This window comes from Gordonia sp. NPDC003429 (assembly GCF_053588575.1).
This window is the reverse complement of sequence record NZ_JBSFQF010000015.1, coordinates 59818-82709: the sequence shown is the minus strand read 5'-3', so window position 1 is coordinate 82709 and position 22892 is coordinate 59818. Positions and strand designations below refer to the sequence as shown.

At 67.2% G+C, this 22892-nt stretch carries 22 protein-coding genes and 1 pseudogene; 15 read left to right on the top strand and 8 right to left on the bottom strand.

Going from position 1 to position 22892, the window contains the following annotated elements:
- The first annotated feature begins 59 nt into the window (after positions 1–59).
- Both fusA and tuf read left to right on the top strand, forming a co-directional pair.
- The gene (gene fusA, locus ACWDSI_RS16695) at positions 60–2165 is read left to right on the top strand and encodes an elongation factor G (RefSeq protein WP_449746580.1); all 2106 of its coding nucleotides are present in this window, start codon (positions 60–62) and stop codon (positions 2163–2165) included.
- A gap of 113 nt (positions 2166–2278) precedes the next feature.
- Positions 2279–3469: an elongation factor Tu gene (gene tuf, locus ACWDSI_RS16690; protein WP_449746579.1), complete on the top strand. Its 1191-nt coding sequence runs from the start codon at positions 2279–2281 to the stop codon at positions 3467–3469.
- A 160-nt stretch (positions 3470–3629) separates the two neighbouring features.
- Here the strand turns inward: tuf and ACWDSI_RS16685 are convergent, their stop codons facing one another.
- Positions 3630–4487: a CDP-diacylglycerol diphosphatase gene (locus ACWDSI_RS16685; protein WP_449746578.1), complete on the bottom strand. Its 858-nt coding sequence runs from the start codon at positions 4485–4487 to the stop codon at positions 3630–3632.
- Between the two features lie 323 nt (positions 4488–4810).
- On the opposite strand from ACWDSI_RS16685, the gene ACWDSI_RS16680 reads away from it, so the two are divergent.
- The 3 genes from ACWDSI_RS16680 (at position 4811) to ACWDSI_RS16670 (ending at position 7671) form a co-directional block, all read left to right on the top strand.
- Positions 4811–5722, top strand: a complete 912-nt coding sequence (locus tag ACWDSI_RS16680; protein WP_449746577.1) for an alpha/beta hydrolase — start codon at positions 4811–4813, stop codon at positions 5720–5722.
- A 172-nt stretch (positions 5723–5894) separates the two neighbouring features.
- The gene (locus ACWDSI_RS16675; RefSeq protein ID WP_449757217.1) at positions 5895–6695 is read left to right on the top strand and encodes an alpha/beta fold hydrolase; all 801 of its coding nucleotides are present in this window, start codon (positions 5895–5897) and stop codon (positions 6693–6695) included.
- A gap of 4 nt (positions 6696–6699) precedes the next feature.
- A complete protein-coding gene (locus ACWDSI_RS16670; RefSeq protein WP_449757216.1) occupies positions 6700–7671 on the top strand; it encodes an o-succinylbenzoate synthase in 972 nt (323 codons plus the stop codon).
- On the opposite strand, the gene ACWDSI_RS16665 is transcribed toward ACWDSI_RS16670, so the two are convergent.
- Positions 7660–8544, bottom strand: coding sequence for a universal stress protein (locus ACWDSI_RS16665; RefSeq protein ID WP_449757215.1), 885 nt, complete (start codon positions 8542–8544; stop codon positions 7660–7662). The genes ACWDSI_RS16670 and ACWDSI_RS16665 overlap by 12 nt on opposite strands.
- A 499-nt stretch (positions 8545–9043) precedes the next feature.
- A pseudogene (locus tag ACWDSI_RS16660) lies at positions 9044–10489 on the bottom strand (amino acid permease); the annotation flags it as partial.
- A gap of 96 nt (positions 10490–10585) precedes the next feature.
- Here ACWDSI_RS16660 and ACWDSI_RS16655 point away from each other — a divergent pair.
- The 6 genes from ACWDSI_RS16655 to ACWDSI_RS16630 are packed head-to-tail and all read left to right on the top strand — an operon-like array spanning position 10586 to position 14935.
- Positions 10586–11182 carry a hypothetical protein gene (locus tag ACWDSI_RS16655; protein ID WP_449757214.1) on the top strand — a complete coding sequence of 199 codons (597 nt, stop codon included), beginning with the start codon at positions 10586–10588 and terminating at the stop codon, positions 11180–11182.
- On the top strand, positions 11179–11706 hold the full coding sequence (locus tag ACWDSI_RS16650; RefSeq protein WP_449757213.1) for a hypothetical protein: 528 nt from the start codon (positions 11179–11181) through the stop codon (positions 11704–11706). The genes ACWDSI_RS16655 and ACWDSI_RS16650 overlap by 4 nt, the downstream gene beginning before the upstream one ends.
- Entirely contained in the window at positions 11703–12311 is a 609-nt protein-coding gene (locus ACWDSI_RS16645) for a hypothetical protein (protein WP_449757212.1), read from the top strand. The genes ACWDSI_RS16650 and ACWDSI_RS16645 overlap by 4 nt, the downstream gene beginning before the upstream one ends.
- Positions 12308–12946 carry a hypothetical protein gene (locus ACWDSI_RS16640; protein ID WP_449757211.1) on the top strand — a complete coding sequence of 213 codons (639 nt, stop codon included), beginning with the start codon at positions 12308–12310 and terminating at the stop codon, positions 12944–12946. Before ACWDSI_RS16645 ends, ACWDSI_RS16640 begins: the two co-directional genes overlap by 4 nt.
- A 28-nt stretch (positions 12947–12974) precedes the next feature.
- Positions 12975–14204: an NAD(P)/FAD-dependent oxidoreductase gene (locus ACWDSI_RS16635; protein WP_449757210.1), complete on the top strand. Its 1230-nt coding sequence runs from the start codon at positions 12975–12977 to the stop codon at positions 14202–14204.
- 5 nt (positions 14205–14209) lie between these two features.
- Positions 14210–14935 (top strand): DNA alkylation repair protein, encoded by a 726-nt coding sequence (locus ACWDSI_RS16630; RefSeq protein WP_449757209.1) that lies wholly within the window; start codon positions 14210–14212, stop codon positions 14933–14935.
- 35 nt (positions 14936–14970) lie between these two features.
- On the opposite strand, the gene ACWDSI_RS16625 is transcribed toward ACWDSI_RS16630, so the two are convergent.
- The 4 genes from ACWDSI_RS16625 to mftR form a co-directional block, all read right to left on the bottom strand.
- Positions 14971–16050, bottom strand: coding sequence for a chloride channel protein (locus ACWDSI_RS16625; protein WP_449757208.1), 1080 nt, complete (start codon positions 16048–16050; stop codon positions 14971–14973).
- Positions 16051–16396: 346 nt separating this feature from the next.
- Positions 16397–16783 carry a DoxX family protein gene (locus tag ACWDSI_RS16620; RefSeq protein WP_449757207.1) on the bottom strand — a complete coding sequence of 129 codons (387 nt, stop codon included), beginning with the start codon at positions 16781–16783 and terminating at the stop codon, positions 16397–16399.
- On the bottom strand, positions 16784–17839 hold the full coding sequence (locus ACWDSI_RS16615; protein ID WP_449757206.1) for a 2Fe-2S iron-sulfur cluster-binding protein: 1056 nt from the start codon (positions 17837–17839) through the stop codon (positions 16784–16786). It lies immediately after the preceding gene.
- 120 nt (positions 17840–17959) lie between these two features.
- A complete protein-coding gene (gene mftR / locus ACWDSI_RS16610; RefSeq protein WP_449757205.1) occupies positions 17960–18589 on the bottom strand; it encodes a mycofactocin system transcriptional regulator in 630 nt (209 codons plus the stop codon).
- Positions 18590–18700: 111 nt separating this feature from the next.
- Between mftR and mftA the strand changes: the two genes are divergently transcribed.
- The 4 genes from mftA (at position 18701) to mftD (ending at position 21762) form a co-directional block, all read left to right on the top strand.
- Positions 18701–18823, top strand: a complete 123-nt coding sequence (gene mftA, locus ACWDSI_RS16605) for a mycofactocin precursor MftA (RefSeq protein WP_449746563.1) — start codon at positions 18701–18703, stop codon at positions 18821–18823.
- Entirely contained in the window at positions 18823–19176 is a 354-nt protein-coding gene (mftB, locus tag ACWDSI_RS16600; protein WP_449757204.1) for a mycofactocin biosynthesis chaperone MftB, read from the top strand. The genes mftA and mftB overlap by 1 nt, the downstream gene beginning before the upstream one ends.
- A 111-nt stretch (positions 19177–19287) precedes the next feature.
- The gene (gene mftC, locus ACWDSI_RS16595) at positions 19288–20529 is read left to right on the top strand and encodes a mycofactocin radical SAM maturase (protein WP_449757203.1); all 1242 of its coding nucleotides are present in this window, start codon (positions 19288–19290) and stop codon (positions 20527–20529) included.
- Between the two features lie 33 nt (positions 20530–20562).
- Positions 20563–21762, top strand: coding sequence for a pre-mycofactocin synthase MftD (gene mftD / locus ACWDSI_RS16590; protein ID WP_449757202.1), 1200 nt, complete (start codon positions 20563–20565; stop codon positions 21760–21762).
- Positions 21763–21797: 35 nt separating this feature from the next.
- Here the strand turns inward: mftD and ACWDSI_RS16585 are convergent, their stop codons facing one another.
- Positions 21798–22613, bottom strand: a complete 816-nt coding sequence (locus tag ACWDSI_RS16585) for a mycofactocin-coupled SDR family oxidoreductase (RefSeq protein ID WP_449757201.1) — start codon at positions 22611–22613, stop codon at positions 21798–21800.
- Positions 22614–22892: the final 279 nt, after the last annotated feature.

The window sequence follows — 22892 nt, the reverse complement described above, 5'->3', positions numbered from 1 at the left end:
TCACCCCAAGCCCCGTTCACCCCAGCCCCGTTCAACAGCTATTCCCGAAGGGAAACCACGTGGCACAGGAAGTGCTCAGCGACCTGAACAAGGTCCGCAACATCGGCATCATGGCGCACATCGATGCCGGCAAGACCACCGCGACCGAGCGAATCCTCTACTACACCGGTGTCAACTACAAGATCGGTGAAACCCACGACGGTGCCTCGACCACCGACTGGATGGAGCAGGAGAAGGAGCGGGGTATCACCATCACCTCCGCTGCGGTGACCTGCTTCTGGAACAAGAACCAGATCAACATCATCGACACCCCCGGCCACGTCGACTTCACCGTCGAGGTGGAGCGCAGCCTGCGTGTGCTCGACGGCGCGGTCGCGGTGTTCGACGGCAAGGAAGGCGTCGAGCCGCAGTCCGAGCAGGTGTGGCGTCAGGCCGAGAAGTACGACGTGCCGCGTATCTGCTTCGTCAACAAGATGGACAAGCTCGGTGCGGACTTCTTCTTCACCGTGCGCACCATCGAGGAGCGCCTCGGGGCCAAGCCGCTGGTGCTGCAGCTGCCGATCGGCGCCGAGGACGACTTCGACGGCGTCGTCGACCTGATCGAACAGCGGGCCATCACCTGGCGGGGCACCGTCGAGATCGGTGCCGAACCGACCATCGAGGAGATTCCCGCCGACCTCGCCGACCAGGCCGCCGAGTACCGCGAAAAGCTGCTCGAGACCGTTGCCGAGAGCGACGAGGCGCTGCTGGAGAAGTACTTCGGCGGCGAGGAGCTCTCCACCGACGAGATCAAGGGCGCGATCCGCAAGCTGACGATCGCCCGCGAGTACTACCCGGTGATCTGCGGCTCGGCCTTCAAGAACAAGGGCGTGCAGCCGATGCTGGACGCGATCATCGACTACCTCCCGTCCCCGCTGGACGTGCCGAGCGTCGAGGGTCACGCGGTGGGCAACGAGGAGGAGATCCTCTCCCGCAAGCCCAGTGCCGACGAGCCGTTCTCGGCTCTCGCGTTCAAGATCGCCGCGCACCCGTTCTTCGGCAAGCTGACCTTCGTGCGTGTGTACTCCGGCCACATCACCGCCGGTACCCAGGTGCTCAACGCCACCAAGGGCAAGAAGGAGCGCATCGGCAAGCTCTTCCAGATGCACGCCAACAAGGAGAACCCGGTCGAGGATGCCCGCGCCGGCCACATCTACGCGATGATCGGCCTCAAGGACACCACCACCGGTGACACCCTGTGCGACCCGAACGCGCCGATCGTGCTCGAGTCGATGAGCTTCCCCGACCCGGTCATCAACGTCTCCATCGAGCCGAAGACCAAGTCCGACCAGGAGAAGCTCGGCACCGCGATCCAGAAGCTCGCCGAAGAGGACCCCACCTTCTCGGTGCACCTCGACGACGAGACCGGCCAGACCGTCATCGGCGGTATGGGCGAGCTGCACCTCGACATCCTCGTCGACCGTATGCGTCGCGAGTTCAAGGTCGAGGCCAACGTCGGCAAGCCGCAGGTGGCCTACCGCGAGACGATTCGTCGCACCGTCGACAAGCACGAGTACACCCACAAGAAGCAGACGGGTGGCTCGGGTCAGTTCGCGAAGGTCATCGTCAAGCTCGAGCCGCTGGTGGACGCCGAGGACGGCGCCACCTACGAATTCGAGAACGCCGTGACCGGTGGTCGCGTGCCGCGTGAGTACATCCCCTCGGTGGATGCCGGTGCGCAGGACGCGATGCAGTACGGTGTGCTCGCCGGTTACCCGCTGGTCAATCTGAAGGTCACCCTGCTCGACGGTCAGTACCACGACGTCGACTCGTCGGAAATGGCCTTCAAGATCGCTGGAGCGCAGGCCCTCAAGGAGGCTGCGAAGATGGCGAACCCGGTCATCCTGGAGCCGATCATGGCCGTCGAGGTCACGACTCCGGAGGACTACATGGGTGACGTGATCGGCGACCTGAACTCCCGCCGTGGCCAGATCCAGGCCATGGAGGAGCGCAGCGGTGCCCGTGTCGTCAAGGCGCAGGTTCCGCTGTCGGAGATGTTCGGCTACATCGGCGACCTGCGGTCGCGGACCCAGGGCCGGGCAAACTACTCCATGGTGTTCGACTCGTACGCCGAGGTTCCGGCGAACGTGTCGAAGGAAATCATCGCGAAGGCGACCGGCGAGTAATCCACTCGCACGCGAGCTTTCACGACGCGCCGCACGGCGCGGCAACAACGTAAGAAAGAAAACCCCTGCTGGGATCCGCCCAGTAGAGCAACACAGTCCAGGAGGACAAACAAGTGGCGAAGGCGAAGTTCGAGCGGACCAAGCCGCACGTGAACATCGGCACCATCGGTCACGTCGACCACGGCAAGACCACCCTGACCGCGGCGATCACCAAGGTGCTGCACGACAAGTACCCGGAGCTGAACAAGGCCTCGGCGTTCGATGAGATCGACAAGGCTCCCGAAGAGAAGGCTCGTGGTATCACGATCAACATCTCGCACGTGGAGTACGAGACCGAGAAGCGTCACTACGCACACGTCGACGCCCCCGGTCACGCCGACTACATCAAGAACATGATCACCGGTGCTGCCCAGATGGACGGCGCGATCCTCGTGGTCGCCGCCACCGACGGCCCGATGCCGCAGACCCGCGAGCACGTGCTGCTGGCCCGCCAGGTGGGCGTGCCCTACATCCTGGTCGCCCTGAACAAGGCCGACATGGTCGACGACGAAGAGATCATCGAGCTCGTCGAGATGGAGGTCCGCGAACTGCTGGCCGCCCAGGAGTTCGACGAGGAGGCCCCGGTCGTCAAGGTGTCGGCGCTCAAGGCCCTCGAGGGCGACCCCGAGTGGGTCAAGTCCGTCGAGGAGCTCATGGACGCTGTCGACGAGTCGATCCCGGACCCGGTCCGCGAGACCGACAAGCCGTTCCTGATGCCCGTCGAGGACGTCTTCACCATCACCGGCCGCGGCACCGTGGTCACCGGTCGTGTGGAGCGCGGCGAGGTCAACGTGAACGAGGAAGTCGAGATCGTCGGCATTCGCGAGAAGTCGCAGAAGACCACCGTCACCGGTATCGAGATGTTCCACAAGCTCCTCGATTCGGCTCAGGCCGGCGACAACGCCGGTCTGCTGCTCCGCGGCCTCAAGCGTGAGGACGTCGAGCGCGGCCAGGTCATCGTGAAGCCGGGCACCACGACCCCGCACACCGAGTTCGAGGGCCAGGCCTACATCCTGTCCAAGGACGAGGGCGGCCGTCACACCCCGTTCTTCAACAACTACCGTCCGCAGTTCTACTTCCGTACCACCGACGTGACCGGCGTCGTGACCCTCCCCGAGGGCACCGAAATGGTCATGCCGGGCGACAACACCGAGATGAGCGTCAAGCTGATCCAGCCGGTCGCCATGGACGAGGGCCTGCGTTTCGCCATCCGTGAGGGTGGCCGCACCGTGGGTGCGGGTCGAGTCACGAAGATCATCAAGTGACGCACTGAACGAACAGCAAAGGCGCCCGGTCACGACAGTGGCCGGGCGCCTTTGTGTTGGCGTGGCTTCCCGCGCACCCATTTCCTTGCCGCGCATGTAATCCCCGACGCGGGAAGGAAATGGATCCGCGGGAACGGCTCGGACTCGAGTCAGGCCGCGACTACTTGTACCGCCACCCGTAGATCATGTCCATCAGGCCGGTCCCGCGGCCGGGGAGATTGCGGGTGCTGTTGAGCAGATACCAGGTGTTGGGCTGACCGGCGTAGACGACACCGATCGACTGGTAGTCCATGACCTCCTTGCCGGGCAACACCTGGTCGAGTTGCGCGAACAGGTTGGGCATCGTGCCGCGGTACTTCACCACGCGGAACTGTCGGGTGCCGCCGCTGAAATGAGGGTTGATGCGCAGCTTGTAGTTCGTCGACATCCAGTTGTTGAGGTTCGTCGGCATGTTCGGGATGGCCCGCAAGTCGGCGAGGGTGTCGGGATACACCTGCGCCAGATGGATGTGCAGTTGGTCCTGACCGCGTGTGTCGGCGGAGTTCACGCCGAGCGCGAAGGGTTTGGCCGGGTTCACCGCGACGTAGTTGGGGATCTGGAACCATGCGGCGCTCCACAGGTTGAGCTGGGAGCCGTTCTCCAGATACGGGCACTCGATGCCCTTGATGCGGTTGGTGGGTAGCAGCAGGAAGTCGTCCTTGAAGCCTTTGCTGTCGCCACCCTTGCGGATCGCGTAGTACTTGGGGTCCAACGGGTTCGGCTGGTACTGCGGTCCCGGTTGCACTACCGCCAGGTTGCTGCCCGGAGCCCATGGTTTGGTGCCCTTGACCTGTCCCCACAGGTATCCGCGGCCGGTGGTCTTGTCGCTGTAGTGACCGCAGGCATCGGGCGGTGCAGCCGACGCGACGCCGGGGACGCCCCCGCCCAACAGGGTTGTGATGGCGATGCCGGCGCCGAGGACGAGTGCGGCGAACCTGCTGCGGCGGGCGTTTCGACTCTGATGACCGATGTGATTCATGCCGGGCCTTTCGCCTCGGAGCGCCGGTGACGTGCGCCTCTGATGCGAGAGTGTGCCACCGCCACACACGGCCGGGTTGGGAACGGCGACATTGTCTGTTTTCGTTCCCACGGAGTTCGCGGAGCAATGACGGCCAAGTAACTCTAATTAACAACTTTCACATCTGCCACTTTGGTAACTGACGGGTCTCAATGTCGGAGACCTGTGGTCACGAGGCCTGGATCGACGGTGTGAGCGGCCCTTAATGTTCGTCCGTGCCTTCCTGTCTCCCGGGGCCGCGGGTGTCCGCGCGTCCGATCCGCGCCCGTCGAACCGTTGTCCTCGTGGTGCTGCTGAGCACCGTCCTGGCGGCGGGCTGGATCAATGCGGGTAGCGCGCATGCCGCCTGGTTCGGCCGGTTCTACGTCGGCGGCTGCGGAATGCCCGCCACCCCCGTCGACATGTGGACCCGCGCGGACAACTACAAGACCGTGATCGCGCTCGACGGTCTGCGCGCGACGAGCGACATGAGCGGGTGGCGACACGAGACCCGCATCCAGCGCATGGCCGATTCGGGCGTCAACGTCGTCGAACCCGTGGGTGGTCTGGCCAGCTTCTACTCCGACTGGAACACCGCGAGCCCGGGCAACAAGATCACCTACCGCTACCGCTGGACGTGCCGGCTGGACCGCATCATCTCCGAACTCGATGCCCGCGGACTGGCCGTGGGCCCCCGGCACAAGTACGCGATGATGGGAATCTCCATGGGCGGCAACGCCGCCATGATCTACGGGGCCTATCACCGCAACCGCATCTCGCACGTGTTCTCCATGTCGGGGTACCTGAATCTCTCCGCCCCCACCATGCGTGAGGCGATCCGGCTCGCGCTGATCGACGCCGGCGTCGAGGCCGGGGTGGGTCCGTTCAGTGCCGACGCGATGTGGGGGCCACCGTGGAGTAAACGGTGGGAAGGCAACGACGCCCTGGTGCAGTTGCCGCGGATGCGGGGAATGAAGATCAGGGTTGGGTCCGGGTCGGCCACCTGGGGCCGCTACAACACGAATGCGGTGGACTCGGTCAAGGGCACACCCCTGGAGGTCGCGGCACTCGCGCAGACGCGATCGTTCGAGGTTGCCGCCGCCCTGCAGGGCATTCCGATCACCACCGACTTCCCGAATGTCGGCACCCACACGTGGGGGTACTGGGAAGACATGGTGTGGCGCGCGAAGAACAGCAGGTGGTTCCACGACCACTGACGCCGATGCGCGCGTTGTTGGGGATGCGACGCGCGGAATCGAGACCGGCACCAGGCCGGTCGACGCCGATGTCACGCCCGTGACCGAGGATGGGAAGCGGTTGCCTGTCGCCAGCGCGGCCGCGGGCGTGACATCGACGGTGTACGACCAGTGTTTGACTATCGTTGAGCCAATGCGCATCCTGCACCGTCCCGTCTCCGGTTCCGGCGATCTCGCCTTGGCCGTCCGGATGTCGGGGCCCACCGACGCGGGGCCCACGGGTCCCAGGCTTACCGACGCGGTGGCGTCGGATACGGGGGTGCCGGTGTTGTTGGTGCACGGCATGGCCGGTGACCACAGCACCTGGCGGCGATTCGCCCGGGCTCTGCGCAGCGCGGGGCGGTCGGTGATCTCGCTGGATCTGCGCGGCCACGGCGGCAGCGCGCACGCCGACCGTTACGACCTCGACGACTTCCGCGACGACGTGCGATTCGTGCTCGACGAGGCACGGCTCGATCACGTCGACGTGGTGGGACATTCCCTGGGCGCCCACACCGCCCTGCGGGTGGCGATGGCAGAACCCGAACGGGTGCGCAACCTCGTCCTCGAGGAGGTGCCCCCGATGCCCCGGGACCAGCAAGACCTCGACGAGGAGATCACCACCGGCGCGGGCTTCGGTGAACGACTGCGCGGTCTGCGTGCATTGGTGGCCGATCCGCGCCCGGTGTTGCGCTTCGACCGCGGTGTCGCCGATCAGGTGGGCGCACAGTTCCGGCGGGCGGAGCCGCACTGGTGGGAACAGCTCTCGGTGGTGAACGGCCGCACCCTGGTGATCTCGGGCGGACCCCGCAGCTTCCTGCCTCCGCAGCATCTGCGCCGCCTCAGTGAGTCGATCCCGCGGGCCGGTTTCGAGATCATCGACGCCGGGCATTCGGTGCACCGCGATCGTCGGCAGCAGTTCGAGTCGGTTGTCGGCGACTTCCTGGCCGGGTGAGGCGGTGACCCGCACGCCACCGCCGGTGGCCGAACTGCTCGAATCCGCCGCTGTGGTGGCACTACCGCTGCGGAACCGCTTCCGCGGCATCCTGATTCGTGAGGTGATGGTGTTTCGCGGCCCGGCCGGCTGGGGCGAATTCGCGCCGTTCACCGAGTACGACGACGCCGAGTCGGTGGCATGGCTGGCCGCCGGTATCGAAGCCGCCTACCTCGGGCCACCCGCGGCGGTGCGTGACCGGGTTCCGGTGAATGCCACCGTCCCGGCCGTCCCCGCCGGTGAGGTGGCCGCGATCCTGGCGCGATACCCGGGCGCGAGTACCGCGAAGGTCAAGGTCGCCGAACCCGGGCAGGATCTCGACGACGACGTCGCACGGGTTGCCGCCGCGCGCGCGGTGGTCGACCGGGTGCGCGTCGACGCCAACGGGCACTGGTCGGTGCCCGAGGCCATCGCCGCGATCCGCGCGATCGGCGACGTGGAGTACGTCGAACAGCCCTGTGCCACAGTCGAAGAGCTCGCCGCAGTGCGTCGCGCGGTGGACGTGCCGATTGCTGCGGACGAGTCGATCCGCAAGGCCGCCGACCCGATGCGGGTGGTGGCCGCCGACGCCGCCGACGTCGCCGTGCTCAAGGTGGCGCCCCTCGGTGGCATGCGGTCGGTGGCGCGGCTGGCCGAACAGATCGGGCTTCCGGTGGTGATCTCCAGTGCGCTCGACAGTGCGGTCGGCATGGCTGCCGGAGTCGCCGCCGCCGCGGCGCTACCGACTCTCGACCACGCCTGCGGGCTGGGCACGGGAACGCTGTTCACCGTCGATGTGGGCGCGGGGTTCGTTCCCGAATCCGGAGACGTGGTCCCGCGATGGTTCGGCTCCGACGACCAGGTCGCATCATCGACGCCGCGGGTGAATCCCGATCGGGAACTCTGGTGGCGCGAGCGACTGATTCGCTGCCACCGGCTGTTGGCGTCAGCGGGGTAGGACCACCACCGGTACGGGCGAATGCCGGACGATCTTGCTGGCGCGCGACCCGATGAACACCTGCGCGATCAGGCCTTCGCGCGTACTTCCGAGGAACAGCACCTCGCCCTCGATCCACTCGGCCGAATCGAACGCCTCACGCCATCCGCGCCCCGAGGCCACCAGGCATGGTGTGTCGGGGTCGATCACTCCCTCGTCCCGTAGCCGCTGCTGTGCCTGTCCGGACTGGTCCTGCCATTGCGCCAGCACGACGTCCTCGCTCGACAGCCCCACGAGCGGCGGATACATCGCGCCGCCGCGCACCGCAAAGGTGATCACCCGCAGCGGCACACTCATCCGGTCGGCCAGTTCGCGGGCGCGGGCCACCACGGCGATGGCGTCGGGTCCGCCGTCGGCCAGGGCGACGGTGACCCGTTTGAGCTGACCGTCCTTGGGGGAGCGGTAGCCGCGGGGGCTGATGCCGACGGGGACCTTCGATCGATGCAGCAGTGAGTCGGCCGTCGCGCCCGGCTGGATCTGCCCCAACTGGCTGTCACCGGTCGAACTGATCACCAGCGCAGCGGCGTTCACCTCGTCGGCGAAGGCCATCAACGCCGACGACGCGGTGCGGTGATCGAGTCGCTGAAACCTCCACTGGAGGTCCGGCGGATAGATCTCCATGTACTCGGTGACCTCGGTGCGGGCGCGCTCCACCACCTGATCGGTCCATTGGACGAACTCGGCGTCGACCTTCGCCGGCGACGGCGTGACCCACGGCTTGGGCACCACGGTCGCGACGATGAGTTCGGTCTTCATGGCCTCGGCGAGCATCGCGCCGAGTTGCACACCGCCGAGGCCCCCCTCGCCCTGCACGTACCCGACGACGATACTCACCGGATCACCCCTACTTCTTCGCGATGGAGATGACGCACTGCTCGTCCCCGAGGTGAATCTCGGCGGTCATCGGCGTTTGCGTCGGCGATGTCTTCGAGTCACCGAGGTCCTCCTGGAGGCTGAACCTCGCCGAGTAGTTGTCGCCACCGGTCGCCTTCGGCAGATCCTCGAGGCCGACGCTCTCCGGGTCGTAGGTGACCCCATCGAGGAAGGTGCCGCTGCCGGCCTTGAGCGCGTCGACGTTCTGCCGCGCCGGGCTGCCCGCGCACGACAGATCTTCGGCAGTGCCCCAATCCTTGTCGTTGACCGACTTGATGTAGTCGGTGAGCAGCGCACTGCCGTCCTTGAGGGGTGCGCTGGCGGCGGTGTGATCCTGATGGTTGTAGATTGCCGCGAACACGAACCCGACCACGCCGATCACCACGACGATGCCGGTCCATGTCTTGAACCGCTGGCTGAGTGGTTGGCCCCCGCCGGCGACGAGTTCCTCGGCACTCAGCTCGTTGAGGCGACTGTGTTTGCGCCCCCAGAGGAGATAGAACGCAACGAATACCAGGACCCACAGTGCGAAGGCCAGATACGTCACCAGATGAAGACCGGACAGGATCCACAGGCAGGCCGCGATCGAGAGCAGCGGAGTGATCGGATAACCGGGCACCTTGAAGCTGCGGGGCAGATCGGGCAGCTTGTTGCGCAGGATGAGCACACCGGCCGACACCACACTGAATGCCACGAGGGTGCCGATCGACACCATGTCGATGAGCTTGCCGATGGGGAGCAACCCCGCCAGGACTCCGACGACCACGGACACGACCACGGTGTTCCACACCGGAGTCATCGTCTTGGGATTGACGTGTGAGAACTGCTTGGGCAGCAATCCATCCCGACCCATGGCGAACAGGATGCGGGTTTGGCCGTAGATCACCACCAGGGTCACCGAGAAGATCGAGATCACCGCGCCCGCCGCGAGCACGGTGCCCGGCCAGGTGGATCCGGTCACGTTCTCCACGATCACCGCCAGTCCGGCGTCGGCCTGTTCGGGACTGGCGAACTTCGGCCAGGCCTGCGCGCCGATACCCGAGACCGCCACCAGCAGGTACACGGTGATCACCACGATCAGTGCGCCGATGATGGCTCGCGGCATCGCCTTCTGTGGATTGCGCACCTCGTCGCCCGCAGTGGACACCGCGTCGAGGCCGATGAAGGAGAAGAAGATCGCACCGGCTGCGGCGGTGATGCCGGCGGCACCGAAGGGGGCGAAGTTGGCGAAATGGTCGGCCTGGAAGGCGGTGAAGCCGATCGCGGAGAAAAGGACCAGCACGAACAGCTTGATGCACACCATGATCGTGTTGGTGCGCGCCGACTCGCTGGCCCCACGCACCAGCAGCAGGCAGCAGAGGGTCACCAGGATGGCGGCGGGAAGGTTGAACACGCCCGCGGGCACGTCGCCGTCGGGCCACGGTGACTGGGAGAGCGCGGTGGGGAACTGGAAGCCGAAGAGATTGTCGAGCAGTTTGTTCAGATAGCCACTCCACCCGACGGCGGTGGCCGCCGCCGACACACCGTATTCGAGGAGCAGACAGGCGCCGACCGCCACCGCGATGATCTCACCCAGCGTCGCATAGGAATACGAGTAGCTCGACCCCGACACGGGGACCGACGACGCCATCTCGGCGTAGCAGATCGCGGCCAGGCCGGCCGCGAAGCCCGCGAGGAGAAAGGAGATGATGACGGCCGGTCCGGCGTCGGGGACGGCTTCGGGGAGAACGAAGAAGATACCGGTGCCCACCGTGGCGCCGACGCCGAACAGGGTGAGCTGGAAGGTGCCGATACTCCGTTTGAGGTGCTCCTCGCCCTCGCCGGTTCCCGGAGCGCCCTCACCCTCGACGGGTTTGCGCCGGAAGAAGGTCGTGCTCAGCGACTGGGCTTGCCGACTCTCTGTCATCGAGGGCCTCCTTAGAGAACGATGAGTAAATTGTGCACACACCACCCACCGCGCGCACCACGAAACGCAAATTGCACATCCTCACCAAGGAGGGCGATGCCGACGACGACGTCGCGAGAGTCTGACCCGATCGTGCGCGACCGTGACGCGCGCCGAGCGTTGCGGCGGGCCGTGGACGATCTGACCGACGCGCGGGGCCGCGCCGGACTCGGCCGGCGAGTGCCCGCCGCCTGGTGGGCGGTGCTGGTGCTCGGTGCACTCGCGGCGCTCGTGGTGGCCGTCGCGGGGATCGTGTCGTGGGTGTCGGTGACCGGGGCCCATTCCGACGCCGACTACAAGCGCGCGGTCGCGACGGAGATGTCGCTGCTGTTGGGGCCCGACAGCACCGATCCCGGCCAGGTGCAGCGCATTCTCGACGGTGCCACCGGCACCTTTCACGACGAGTTCGCCCAATCCGCGCAGTCCTACACCGAATTCGTCGAGCGCACCGGCACCGTCGCACATGCCACGGTCACCGGGACCGGCGTGGCGGCCCGATCGGGCGACGCGGCGACCGTGCTCGTCGCGGCCACGGTCATCTATCGCCCATCATCGGCGGGTCAGGTGTCGCCGTCACGGGATTTCCGATTGCGGGTACTGGTCACGCCGGAGGACGGCCGGCTCAAGGTGGCGGCGGTGCAATACCTGCCATGACGACATCGAGCGAGGGGGGAGGTGTCCACACCGGCGGTGGCGCGATCATCGAACCGCGCCGGGGCGTCGTGCTCGGTGCGGTGTCCGTCCTTGTCGTCGTACTGCTGTTGACGGGTGTGGGGGTGCTCGGGCGCACGGTCGCCGGGAACAGTGCAATCGAGGGCAACCGCGCCGAACTGCGCGCACAGGCCGGTGTGATCGTGCAGGCGGTGTTCAGCGTCGACGGCTCCCGCTGGCAAGCCGACCGCCGGCACGCGCGGCAACTGGTCACCGGTGATTTCGCCGACGTGCACGCCGCGCAGCTACAACAGCCACCGTCCGACGGAATCGCTTCGGTCACTTGGCATGTCGAGGAGGTGGCGCTGATCGGTGTGGGCGTCAGCGATGCCACCGCGCTGGTCCGCGCCCGGATCGCCACCACGCCGAAGGCGGGCTCGGCCACCGAGGAGGACCGGACGTTGCGCACCGCGTACGTCGAGAGTGGCGGCCGGTGGCGTCTGGCCGCGGCCGAGGTGCTCGAGTGACCGACACCGATGTGCGGCAGACACAGGCGCGGGTGGACGAGGCCACTCGTCACGCCAGGCTCGCCCGGATCGAGGCGGCCGCCGACCTGCGCGCCCGCGGTCGACGTCGGTCGCGGATCTTCCGCTGGATGCTCGGGTGCCTTGCACTGATCGCAGCTTTCGCCGTCATCACGCTTGTGGTCCTCGCGGTGGTCGATGCCCGGCAGGATCGCCGGGCGCGCACCGACGACGACGTCCTCACCTCGGCACGGGCCGCGGTGACCACGATGCTCACCTCGTCGCCCGCCGACGCGCAGCGCTACCCCGACCGGGTGCTCGCGGTGACCACCGGTGACCAGCACCGCAAGCTCGAACGGTCACGCGACGCGCTGATTGCCGCAGTCGCCGCCGAACCGGCTGCCACTACCGGACAAGTGATGTCGGCGGGACTGATCGCCGACCCCACCGGTGACGGCGAGGGGGCACACGCCCGGGTGCTGCTCGTGGCGCAGGCTTCTGACCCGCAACTCGTCGGGGGCGACCCGGCAGCCAACCGCATCACGCTGTCACTGGAGATGACCCGTACCGGCGGCGCCTGGAAGATCGCCGAGGTCAACGGGCTATGAGTCGATGGTCGACGGTGTGCGCCCGGGTGCGTGCGGTGTGGTGCCCCACCCCGCCGGCGCGGCCGCTGGTGACCCATCACCGGTTCACCCGCGCCGACCGGCGCAGGATCGCCGCCCTGCTCACCGTGATCGGCGTTGCGGCGCTGGTGGCGGTCGGCGCATGGGCGGGCGCGCGTGCCGCACGGCCCGCTCCCGACGACGCCACCCGGGCGGCGGTGCTGCGCGCCGCCGACGCCGGGATCGCGGCGCTGATGACCTTCGGTCCGGCCGACACCGCCGCGCACCGGGAGCGGGTGAGCGCGCATCTCACCGACCCGCTGAGTGTTCGCTACGCCGCGGAGGGCAACGACGCCGTGCTCCCCGGGTCCGTCGGATCGCAGGTGTCGATGTCGGTGCGGGTGCTCGCGTCCGGGGTGGAGCGGTATTCGCCGGACACCGCGCGCGTGCTCATGTTCATCGACCAGCGGGTCAGCGCGCCGAACGGTACGTCCGCACCGGAATCGGCGACGCGCGCCGATGAGCCGGGGGCAAGCGATGTCGTTGATCGGGCCCCTGTCGCGCGCCGGGTTTCGATGCGTAATGTCGACGGAACATGGTTGGTGGCCGACGTCACACCGGTTGCCCCGGGTCGCTGAGCGACCCGTCGACGCATGAGGGGGACAGATGACCGAATCATCGGCAGGCGTGGTGGTGGTGGGCGCCGGACTGGGCGCCGCCCGGCTCGCCGAGACGCTACGCACGCGTGGATACGCCGGGCCGATCACCGTGATCGGTGCCGAAGCGCATCCTCCGTATGACCGTCCGCCGCTGTCGAAGTCGGTGTTGCTCGGCAAGGACGAACGCGTCGACCTCAAGCCCGACGACTTCTATACCTCCGCGACGATCACCCTGCGCCTCGGGCAGCGCGTGGTCGCGGTGTCGCCCGGACACAAGACCGTCACCGTCGAACACACCGACGACCCGTCGCGGGTCGAGACCGTCGCGTACGACCATCTCGTGCTCGCCACCGGACTGCGACCGCGGCAGCTGCCGAATCTGCCGGCCGGCACCACCGGGGTGCACGTCCTGCGTACCTACGACGATGCTGTTGCCGTGCGCGCAGAGATCGACGCGGCGCGGACCGCGGTGGTCATCGGCGCGGGATTCATCGGGTGTGAGGTGGCGGCGAGCCTGCGCTCCCGTGGACTCGACGTCACCCTGGTCGAACCCGCACCCACCCCGCTGGCCGCCGCGTTGGGCACCGGGATCGGGGCACTGGTCAGGCGCATGCATGAAGCGCATGGCGTGCACGTGCGTACCGGAGTCGGTGTCAGCGACATCCGTGTCGGCGACGACGGCGCGGTGTCCGGCGTGCGGCTCGACGACGGCACCGATCTGCCCGCCGACCTCGTCGTCGTGGGGATCGGCTCGGCGCCTGTGGTGGACTACCTCGACGGCTCGGGTGTCGAGCTCGCCGCGCGCGAGGTGGGCGGCGGCATCGCCTGCGACCCAACCGGACACACCAGCGCCGACGACGTGTACGCGCTCGGTGACGTCGCGAACTGGAGGGGTGCGGAAGAGGCGGGCGCAGAGGGGACGCCGCGTCGCGTCGAACACTGGAACCACACCGTCGAGCAGGCCGCGATCGTGGCCGGCCAGATCACCGGCGCCGACGCGGTCACCGCGGCGGTGCCCTACTTCTGGAGCGACCAGTTCGATCTGAAGATCCAGCTGATCGGCGATCCGCGTCCCGACGACGACGTGCACATCGTGGACGACGACGGCACCAAATTCCTCGCCTACTACAGCCGCGACGGTGTGCTCACCGCGGTGATCGGTGCGGGCAAGGCCGGCGCGGTGATGAAGTCGCGCGCCAAAGTGCAGGCACGGACCCCGATCTCCGACCTGGTGTAGCGGCAGTGGCCCGGCGTCCGTCGGCGCACGACGTGAGCGCTGCCATCGAACTGCTCGCCGATCCCGATCGTGCCGCCGGCTCGGCACGCTTCTTCCAGGCCTTCCCCGGCGGTTATGGCGAGGGTGACGAGTTCCTGGGCGTCACGGTGCCCCGGTTGCGGGCCGCGGCCAAGGGTTTCCGCGGTATCGGCCGGGATGCCGTGACCGAGCTGCTGGGTTCGCGTTTCCACGAGATCCGGCTGACGGCACTGTTTCTCATGCGCGCCGAGTTCGACCGCGCCGATGAAGCCGCTGCGCAGGCCTGGGTCGGTGACTATGTGGCCGCCGTCCACGCCGGGCAGGTGAACAACTGGGACCTCGTCGACTCGTCGGCCGATCCGATCCTCGGTGAGTGGCAGTACCGTCGCGCCGATGTGGGGCCGCTGCGGGAGTTCGCGAAGACGCCCGCGCTGTGGCATCGCCGGGTTGGGGTGATCGGCACGTTCGCGTTCATCAAACACGGTGATGCCGACGCGCTGCTGTCGGTGGCGCCGCTGGTGATCGCCGACCACCGGCCACTGATCCAGAAGGCGTTCGGCTGGATGTTGCGGGAGATGGGCAAACGCGTCGACGGCGCACTGCTCACCGGCTACCTCGACGACCACGCAGCGCAGATGGGCCGTACCGCACTGGGGTACGCCGTCGAGCGATTGGACCCGGAGCAGCGCAAGCATTTTCGGTCCCTACGCTGATCCGTCCGGGAGGGGCGCGGGTGGGGCAGGGGCGGTCAGGCGAGTTGATCCGACCGCAGCATGCGTTCGCGCAGGCTGTCGTAGATCGGCGCCGAACGCATCAGGGTGGCCACGATCACCGCCGCCGCGCCGGCAACCAGCATCGGAATGGTGACCTCGGTGACCGTCGTCATCTCGATCACCAGCACCACACCGGTGAAGGGTGCCCGGACCGCGGCCGCAAAGAGGCTGGACATGCCGACCAGAACGAGCGGGATCATGAGCTCGCGGCCGAAACTCGGCGACGCGAATTCCATGATGCGGCCGGCAAGCAGGCCGGTGAGCGCGCCGAGTGCCAGCAGCGGCGCGAACAGGCCGCCCGGTGTGCCTGCCGAATAGGACAGTGGACCGGCGATGAAGCGCACCGCCAACAGCACCACGATGGCGAAGAACGCGTAGTGGTATCCGTCGAGCGCGCGCTGCGACACCGAGTCGCCGCCGCCGGTCATCTCGGGAGCGAATAGCAGCACCGCGCCGATCAGCGCGCCGATGCCGGCCGACTTGACCGGCGCCGAGACTCGGGTGATCGCGTCGAACCACGCCAAACACCTCATGACGAGCCAGTTGTACGCGACACCCATCAGCCCCAGGATCGCACCGAAGACCACGAACAGTGGCACCAACCAGAGCGAGGGGGTGGCCACCGATTGCACACCGAAATCGGGATGATCGCCCAGGATCAGCCTGCTGCAGCCCACCCCGATGGCCACCGCGGCCAGCGTCCACACGATGGTGCGGACACGAACCTCCTTGGCGATCTCCTCGAACACGAAGAACGCGGCACCGATGGGTGCGTTGAAGGCGACCCCGAGACCCGTGCCCGCCAGGACTGTCTGCAGGTGACGTACTTCGGTGTTTCCGGCGCGTGCGAGGCGTCCAGCGGCCGTGCCGATCGCGGCCGCCATGTGGACGGTGGGTCCCTCCCGGCCGAGTACCAGGCCGGCGACGCCGACCGACAGCAGGCCGCCGACGAAGCGCGCGGGTATCACCCACAGGTCGGGCGGCTCGGCCTCACCTCGCTCCACCGCCTCGACGTGCTGGATGCCGCTGCCCCCGGCGCGGGGTACCCACACCACGATTTGTGTCGCGGCCGCTGCCGCGGCCGCCGAGATGAGAACCGGAACCGCCAACCCCCAGGGCTGATGATGCACCGACCAGTCCACGATGTCGCCGCGCCACTCGTCGGCACGCATCAGCATCCAGCGAAACGCGCCGCCGACGAAGCCCGCGACGGCACCGGCCGCCGCAGCGATCAGGGTCAGCCAGATCAGCGAGCGCGCGTCGAGGCTCTCCGAGTCGGGGCGATGCAGACTCCGGTGCCTCGTGAGGTCGGTCTCCTGCGTCCCCTCGGAATCCGGTGATGTCCCCTCGGAATCCGGTGATGTCACAGCGTGGATCCGGAAAGGCACCCACGATCGGCCATCAGCCGCGCCATATCCGGATGGCCGCGGCGATCATCGGGATCTGGAGTGGCAGACGACCGATGGCGATCGCACGATAGGGCGCGGGCTTGCGCTGCCACATCCGCGCCATGTTGACGTTCGCGGGAAACACCGCGACGAACAGTGCGGCCGCCGCGGCACCGGAGAGGCGGCGAGTGCGCGAGCCGAGTAATCCGGCACCGATGGCGACCTCGGCCGCACCCGAGGCATAGGTGAGGCTGCGTGCGGACGTGCCGGTGGCATCGGTGATCTCGCGCGGGACGATCGAGTCGAACGGTGTGGGCGTCACGAAGTGCAGGGTTCCGGTGGTCAGCAGAAACGCCGACATCACCTGTGCGAGGCGCTGCGGGGAAACGTTGGAAAGCATTCAGAACTCCACGTGAAGTCGTTCGGAGGTGGGATGTGCCTGACAGCCGAGGATGTAACCGTCCTCGATGTCTTCGGGGTCGAGCGCACCGGGATTGTCCATCTCGACGCTGCCCTCGGTCAATGTGCATGCGCACGAACCACATTCGCCCTCCTGGCAGGAGTACGGGGCGTCGAGTCCCGCGGCGAGCATGATGTCGATGAGCGATCTGCTGCGCGGCCAGCGCAGCTCGTGGGACGCGCCGTCGAGCTCGACGACCACTGTGGCGGCCTGCGCCTGCTCGGTCTCGGACACCTCGCCGAGGTCCACGTCGGCGAACGGGTCGCCCGAAAGCGAGTTGTACACCTCGGAGTGCACGTCGTGGTGGGCGAAGCCCGCGGCATCGAGCGCCGCGTGGACGGCATGCATGAATGGGCCGGGCCCGCACATGTAGGCCGCGTAAGCGGTGAATGGTCGGAACACCGTCGTCAGGAGTCGCTCGGTGGGTAGACCCTGCAGCGTCTCCAGCCAATGGACGACGGTCAGGCGGTCGGCGTGGGTCTGCTGGAGTCCACGCAGTTCCTCGGCGAAGATCACATCGTCGGGCCCACGATTGGCGTAGAAGAACACGACCGGCGCATCGCCGGAGGCGAGTGCGGATTTCAGGATCGACATCACCGGGGTGACGCCGCTGCCCGCGGCGATGAGCAGCAGGGGTTCGTTGAGCCTGCGTGGGGTGAACACCCCCGACGGGGGGAGGACCTCGACGGTGTCCCCGGCAGCGAGGTTGTCACACACCCAATTCGAGCCGTAGCCGTCGACGGTGCGCTTGACGGTGACCTTGGGGAGGTCGTCGACCGACGGGGCCGACGCCAACGAGTAGCAGCGCGCCACCGAGCCGGTCTTGTCGCTCGGAATGCGCAGCGTGAGGAACTGGCCCGGTTTGTACTCGGTGAACGCGTCTTTCGCGGTGTCGGGGATCTCGAACACGATCGAACGCGCGTCGGCGGTCTCGTCGATCACGCGCGCCACCGTCAGGATCACGCTCCGCGAGCCGTGAGGGGTCAGTTCGGCCATGTCACAAACACTCCACACCTCAAAACTAGAACACGTTCTACTTGTAATGCCAATTCCTCCCGAGTCCTGCGTGCGGGAGATCGGGCCGTCACCGGATCAGGGTAGTCGGTCACGGTTGGCTCAGTGCAGCGCCCGCAGGCCGTCGGACAGCGTGGTGCAGCCGTCGACGATCAACGCGGTCAGGTCGGCGTCGGCGTCGGCGAGCCATTGTTCGTAGGCCGCAAGTGCGGTGCCGAGGCAGAGCCAGCCGATCGTCTGCGGGATGTGGTGACTTTCTGCCAGGCCGAGTCGCGCGGCGCAGAACTCTGCCACCACTTGACGCCACTCCGCGTACATCAGCATCGAATGTGCCTGCAGTGCCGGAACTCCCAGCAGCAACGACATCCGGCGGCGATGACTTCCCGCCTGTTCGGCCGGAACCCGATTGAAGCTCACCAACGCCTCGGTGAGGGCGTCGGCTATCGGAAGGTCGGCCGGGATGGCGGTCAGCAGCGCGCGCATGTCGTCGAGGTGGGCATCGAAATCGCCCCAGGGAATGGCGTTCTTCGACGGGTGGTACCGGAACAGCGTGCGGCGCGCGATGCCCACCGCGTCGGCGATGTCGTCGACACTGGTCTCGTCGAATCCGCGCTGCGTGAACAGGTCGATTGCGACGGCGCTGATCTGGGCCCGCGTCGTGATCGGCCGTCGCCCGGGCGCCGCCCGTGCGTACGTGGCAGGGGCGGTCGTGGCGGACTCCGGCGGGCTCATGGGTTACCTGTCCACCCGGATAGTTCTCGACTGGGGACTGTTTTATGCACCGGGTGCCATTATAGTGTGCAGTGATCCACTTCACTTGATGATCAACAGGAGGTCCAGATCATGGCAGATCACACAACCACGCCGGCGCAGGACGCGACGGTCCCAGCCGACGTCGACGCGGAACTCGTCACCGAGTCGCTGGTCGAAGAGGTCTCGATCGACGGGATGTGCGGGGTCTACTGATGTCCGCACCGACATCGAACCCGACGGCCGGTGGCAGCACTGTCGCCGGCCGCCGGCCCGTCGATTCGCCTGATGTCGCAGGGTTCGACGTCACCGCCGCGTGGCGGCTCAATCCGAAGGTGGCGCTGCGGCCCGAACCCTTCGGTGCGCTGCTCTACCATTTCGGCACCCGCAAGCTCTCGTTCCTGAAGAACCTGACGGTGGTCGGCATCGTGGCGTCCCTCGCCGATCACGACAGCGCGCAGGATGCGCTCGTTGCTGCCGGCGTGAGTGCGCCCCCCGAACGTGCGCTCTACCTCCAGGCGCTCAGCGCGCTTGCCGCTTCCGGCATGATCACGCCCCGCACCGCCTGACCGTCTGGCGCCCGACTGTCGATTCGTCTGGCCCCCGTCCATTTCCGACGCCGCGTGTTCGTGCGTGTCCGTCGGTCGAACGCACTCCCCGAGTCCAAGGAGTCACAGCCCATGACCACACTTGAGTTACCGTCCAGCGCAACCGGACTCGCCGCCGCAGTGCCGGCCGCGCCACCGGCGGTGGGTCGGCTCGTCGACCAGTTCGAGCGCGGTCTCGACGCCCCGATCTGCCTCACCTGGGAACTCACCTACGCGTGCAATCTGGCATGTGTGCACTGCCTGTCGTCGTCGGGAAAGCGTGATCCGCGCGAACTGTCCACCGACCAGTGCAAGGCGATCATCGACGAGTTGCAGCGCATGCAGGTGTTCTACGTGAACATCGGCGGGGGCGAGCCCACCGTGCGTCCCGATTTCTGGGAACTGGTGGACTACGCGACGGACCATCAGGTAGGAGTCAAGTTCTCCACCAACGGTTTGCGGATCGACAAGAAGGTTGCGGCGAGGCTGGCCGCCTCCGACTATGTCGACGTCCAGATCTCGCTGGACGGCGCCACCGCGGAGGTCAACGACGCGGTGCGCGGTCCCGGTTCGTTCGACATGGCGGTCCGGGCGCTCGAGAACCTGGCCGAGGCCGGTTTCGCCGACGCGAAGATCAGCGTGGTGATGACCCGGCAGAACGTGGCCCAGCTCGACGAGTTCAAGGCCCTCGCCGATCGTTACGGTGCAACCCTGCGCATCACCCGTCTGCGCCCCTCGGGTCGCGGCGCCGATGTGTGGGATGACTTGCATCCGTTGCCCGAACAGCAACGCGACCTGTACGAGTGGCTGGTGGCCAACGGTGAGAACGTGCTCACCGGGGATTCGTTCTTCCATCTCTCGGCCTTCGGCGGTGCCGGCGGCGGGCTTCCCGGCCTGAACCTCTGCGGCGCCGGTCGGGTGGTCTGTCTCATCGACCCGGTCGGCGACGTCTACGCGTGTCCGTTCGCGATCCACGAGAACTTCCTTGCCGGAAACATCCTGTCGGACGGCGGATTTCGGGGAGTGTGGCAGAACTCCGAGTTGTTCGCCGAACTACGCGAGCCCCAGAACGCCGGCGCCTGCACCAAGTGCGCGCATTTCGATGCCTGTCGCGGCGGGTGTATGGCGGCGAAGTTCTTCACCGGGCTGCCGCTGGCCGGCCCGGACCCGGAATGCGTGCAGGGGTACGGCGAAGCGCTACTCGCCGGTGAACGCACGAAACCCACTGCGAACAAGGATCATTCGCGAGGCGTGCCGCTGACGCTGATGACCCGTCCGCCGTCGAAGAGCTGCGACGAGAATCCCTTGGCGGGCTTCGCGCCCCAGGGCATCTAGAAGGCTTGGAGCATCGAGAAAGTAGGAAGAGTAATGGTCACCAATCCCTGGGCGCGCAATCCCTGGTTCGAAAGCGTCACCGAGGCGCAGCGTCGGGCGCGTAAGCGGCTGCCGAAGTCCGTCTACTCGTCGCTGATCGCCGGCACCCAGGCAGGCGTCACGGTGAACGACAACGTCGATGCCTTCGCCGAACTCGGCTTCGCGCCCCACGTGGTGGGTGTGCAGCCCGACCGCGAGATGACCACCACCGTGATGGGACAAGAACTCTCGTTCCCGGTGATGATCTCGCCGACCGGCGTGCAGGCCGTGGATCCGGATGGCGAGGTGGCGGTGGCGCGCGCCGCGGCGGCCCGCGGAACGGCGATGGGGTTGTCGAGCTTCGCCTCGCACCCGATCGAGGAGGTGACCGCGGTCAACGACAAGATCTTCTTCCAGATCTATTGGCTCGGTTCCCGCGACGACATCCTGGCCCGGGTGGAACGCGCGAAGGCGGCGGGGGCCAAGGGGCTGATCGTCACCACCGACTGGGTGTTCAACACCGGTCGCGACTGGGGGAGCCCGGAGATCCCGGAGAAGGTCGACTTCGCGGCGCTGCTGAAGCTGGCGCCGGAGATCGCGGTCAAGCCGCGCTACGCTCTCGACTGGATTCGCGGTGGCAAGGTGATCATCCCGGATCTCACCGCACCCAACCTGCCCGCCGAGGCCGGCACCCCCGGACCCACGTTCTTCGGCGCCTACTACGAGTGGATGAACACTCCGCCGCCCACGTGGGAGGATCTGGCCTGGCTGCGCGAGCAGTGGGGTGGTCCGTTCATGGTGAAGGGCATCACTCGTCTCGACGACGCCCGGCGGGCGGTCGACATCGGCGCATCGGCCATCTCGGTGTCCAATCACGGGGGTAACAACCTCGACGGCACCCCGGCCACGATCCGCGTGCTCGGACCCATCGCCGACGCCGTCGGCACCGAGGTCGACGTGTTGCTGGACGGCGGTATTCGCCGCGGCAGCGACGTCGCCAAGGCATTGGCGCTCGGTGCCCGCGCAGTGATGATCGGCCGGGCCTATCTGTGGGGTCTGGCCGCCAACGGGCAGGCCGGCGTGGAGAACGTCCTCGACCTCATGCGCATGGGCCTGGACGGAGTGCTGATGGGGCTGGGCCGCAAGAGCATTCACGAACTCTCCCGCGACGATCTGATCATTCCCGAGGGATTCGAGCGGTCGTACGGGGACTGAGACGGGCGGGGTCGGCGGGCAGCTCTGAGGCGGGGTCAGACCTTCGAGTTGCCCATGTCGATCTCGAACTGGGTGCCGGTGATCGCGCGGGCGTGCGGCGAGGTCAGGAACAGGACCGCGTCGGAGATGTCGTCGAGCGAGGCCACCGGGAAGTGGTCCATCATCGAGATGAAATACCTTGTGTATTCACTCATCTCGAAGATCTTGAGGGCCGACGAGTCGGCCACACCCATGGGTGTGTCGACGGCGTAGGGGTGGATCGAGTTGACCCGGATTCGTCTCGGGGCGAGCTCCTTGGCCACGGTCTGGGCCAGGCCGGTCAGCGCGAACTTCGACGCGGAGTACGACGCCTGCACCGGCATGGCCTTGAGGCCGGCCACCGAGCTGACCACCACGATCGACCGTCCCGTGGTGTCGCCGTCGAGGAGGGCGGGGATGGTGGCCCGCAACGTCTTCCAGGTGCCGTTGACGTTGACGTCGATGACATCGGTGAACTGGTTCTCCGACAGTTCCCAGCTGAGTCCCCACGTCAGGATGCCCGCGTTGGCCACCACGTGGTCGAGGCGGCCGAACTGGGCAACACCGTCGGCGACGAGTTGTTCCTGGACGGCGAGGTCGCGGATATCGCCTTGGCGGGCAAGAATTTTGCCGCCGGACTCTTCCACCAGGCGTACCGTCTCGGCCAGATCGGCCGCTGTGGTGGGCGGGTAGGTGGCGTGGTCGGTGACCGGGGCGGCGATGTCGAGACCGATGACCGCCGCGCCTTCGCGTGCATATCGGATGGCGTGATTGCGGCCCTGTCCGCGGGCGATCCCGGTGATGTAAACCACCTGGCCGTCGTACTGTCCCATGCGCAGAACTGTAACACGTTCTAGTTGAGCGACACGGCGGGTCGAGCGTGCCCACATCCGCGTCGAGCGTGCCCACATCCGCGTCGAGCGTGCCCGGTGGGGTGGTTTCGACAAGCTCAACCAGCGGGGGAAGTGCTCAACCAGCGGGGGCGGCGGGTCGAGCGTGCCCGGATCTGCGTCGAGCGTGCCCGGATCTGCGTTGAGCGTGCCCGGTGGGTGGTTTCGACAAGCTCAACCAGCGGGGGCGGCGGGTCGAGCGTGTCCGGTGGGGTGGTTTCG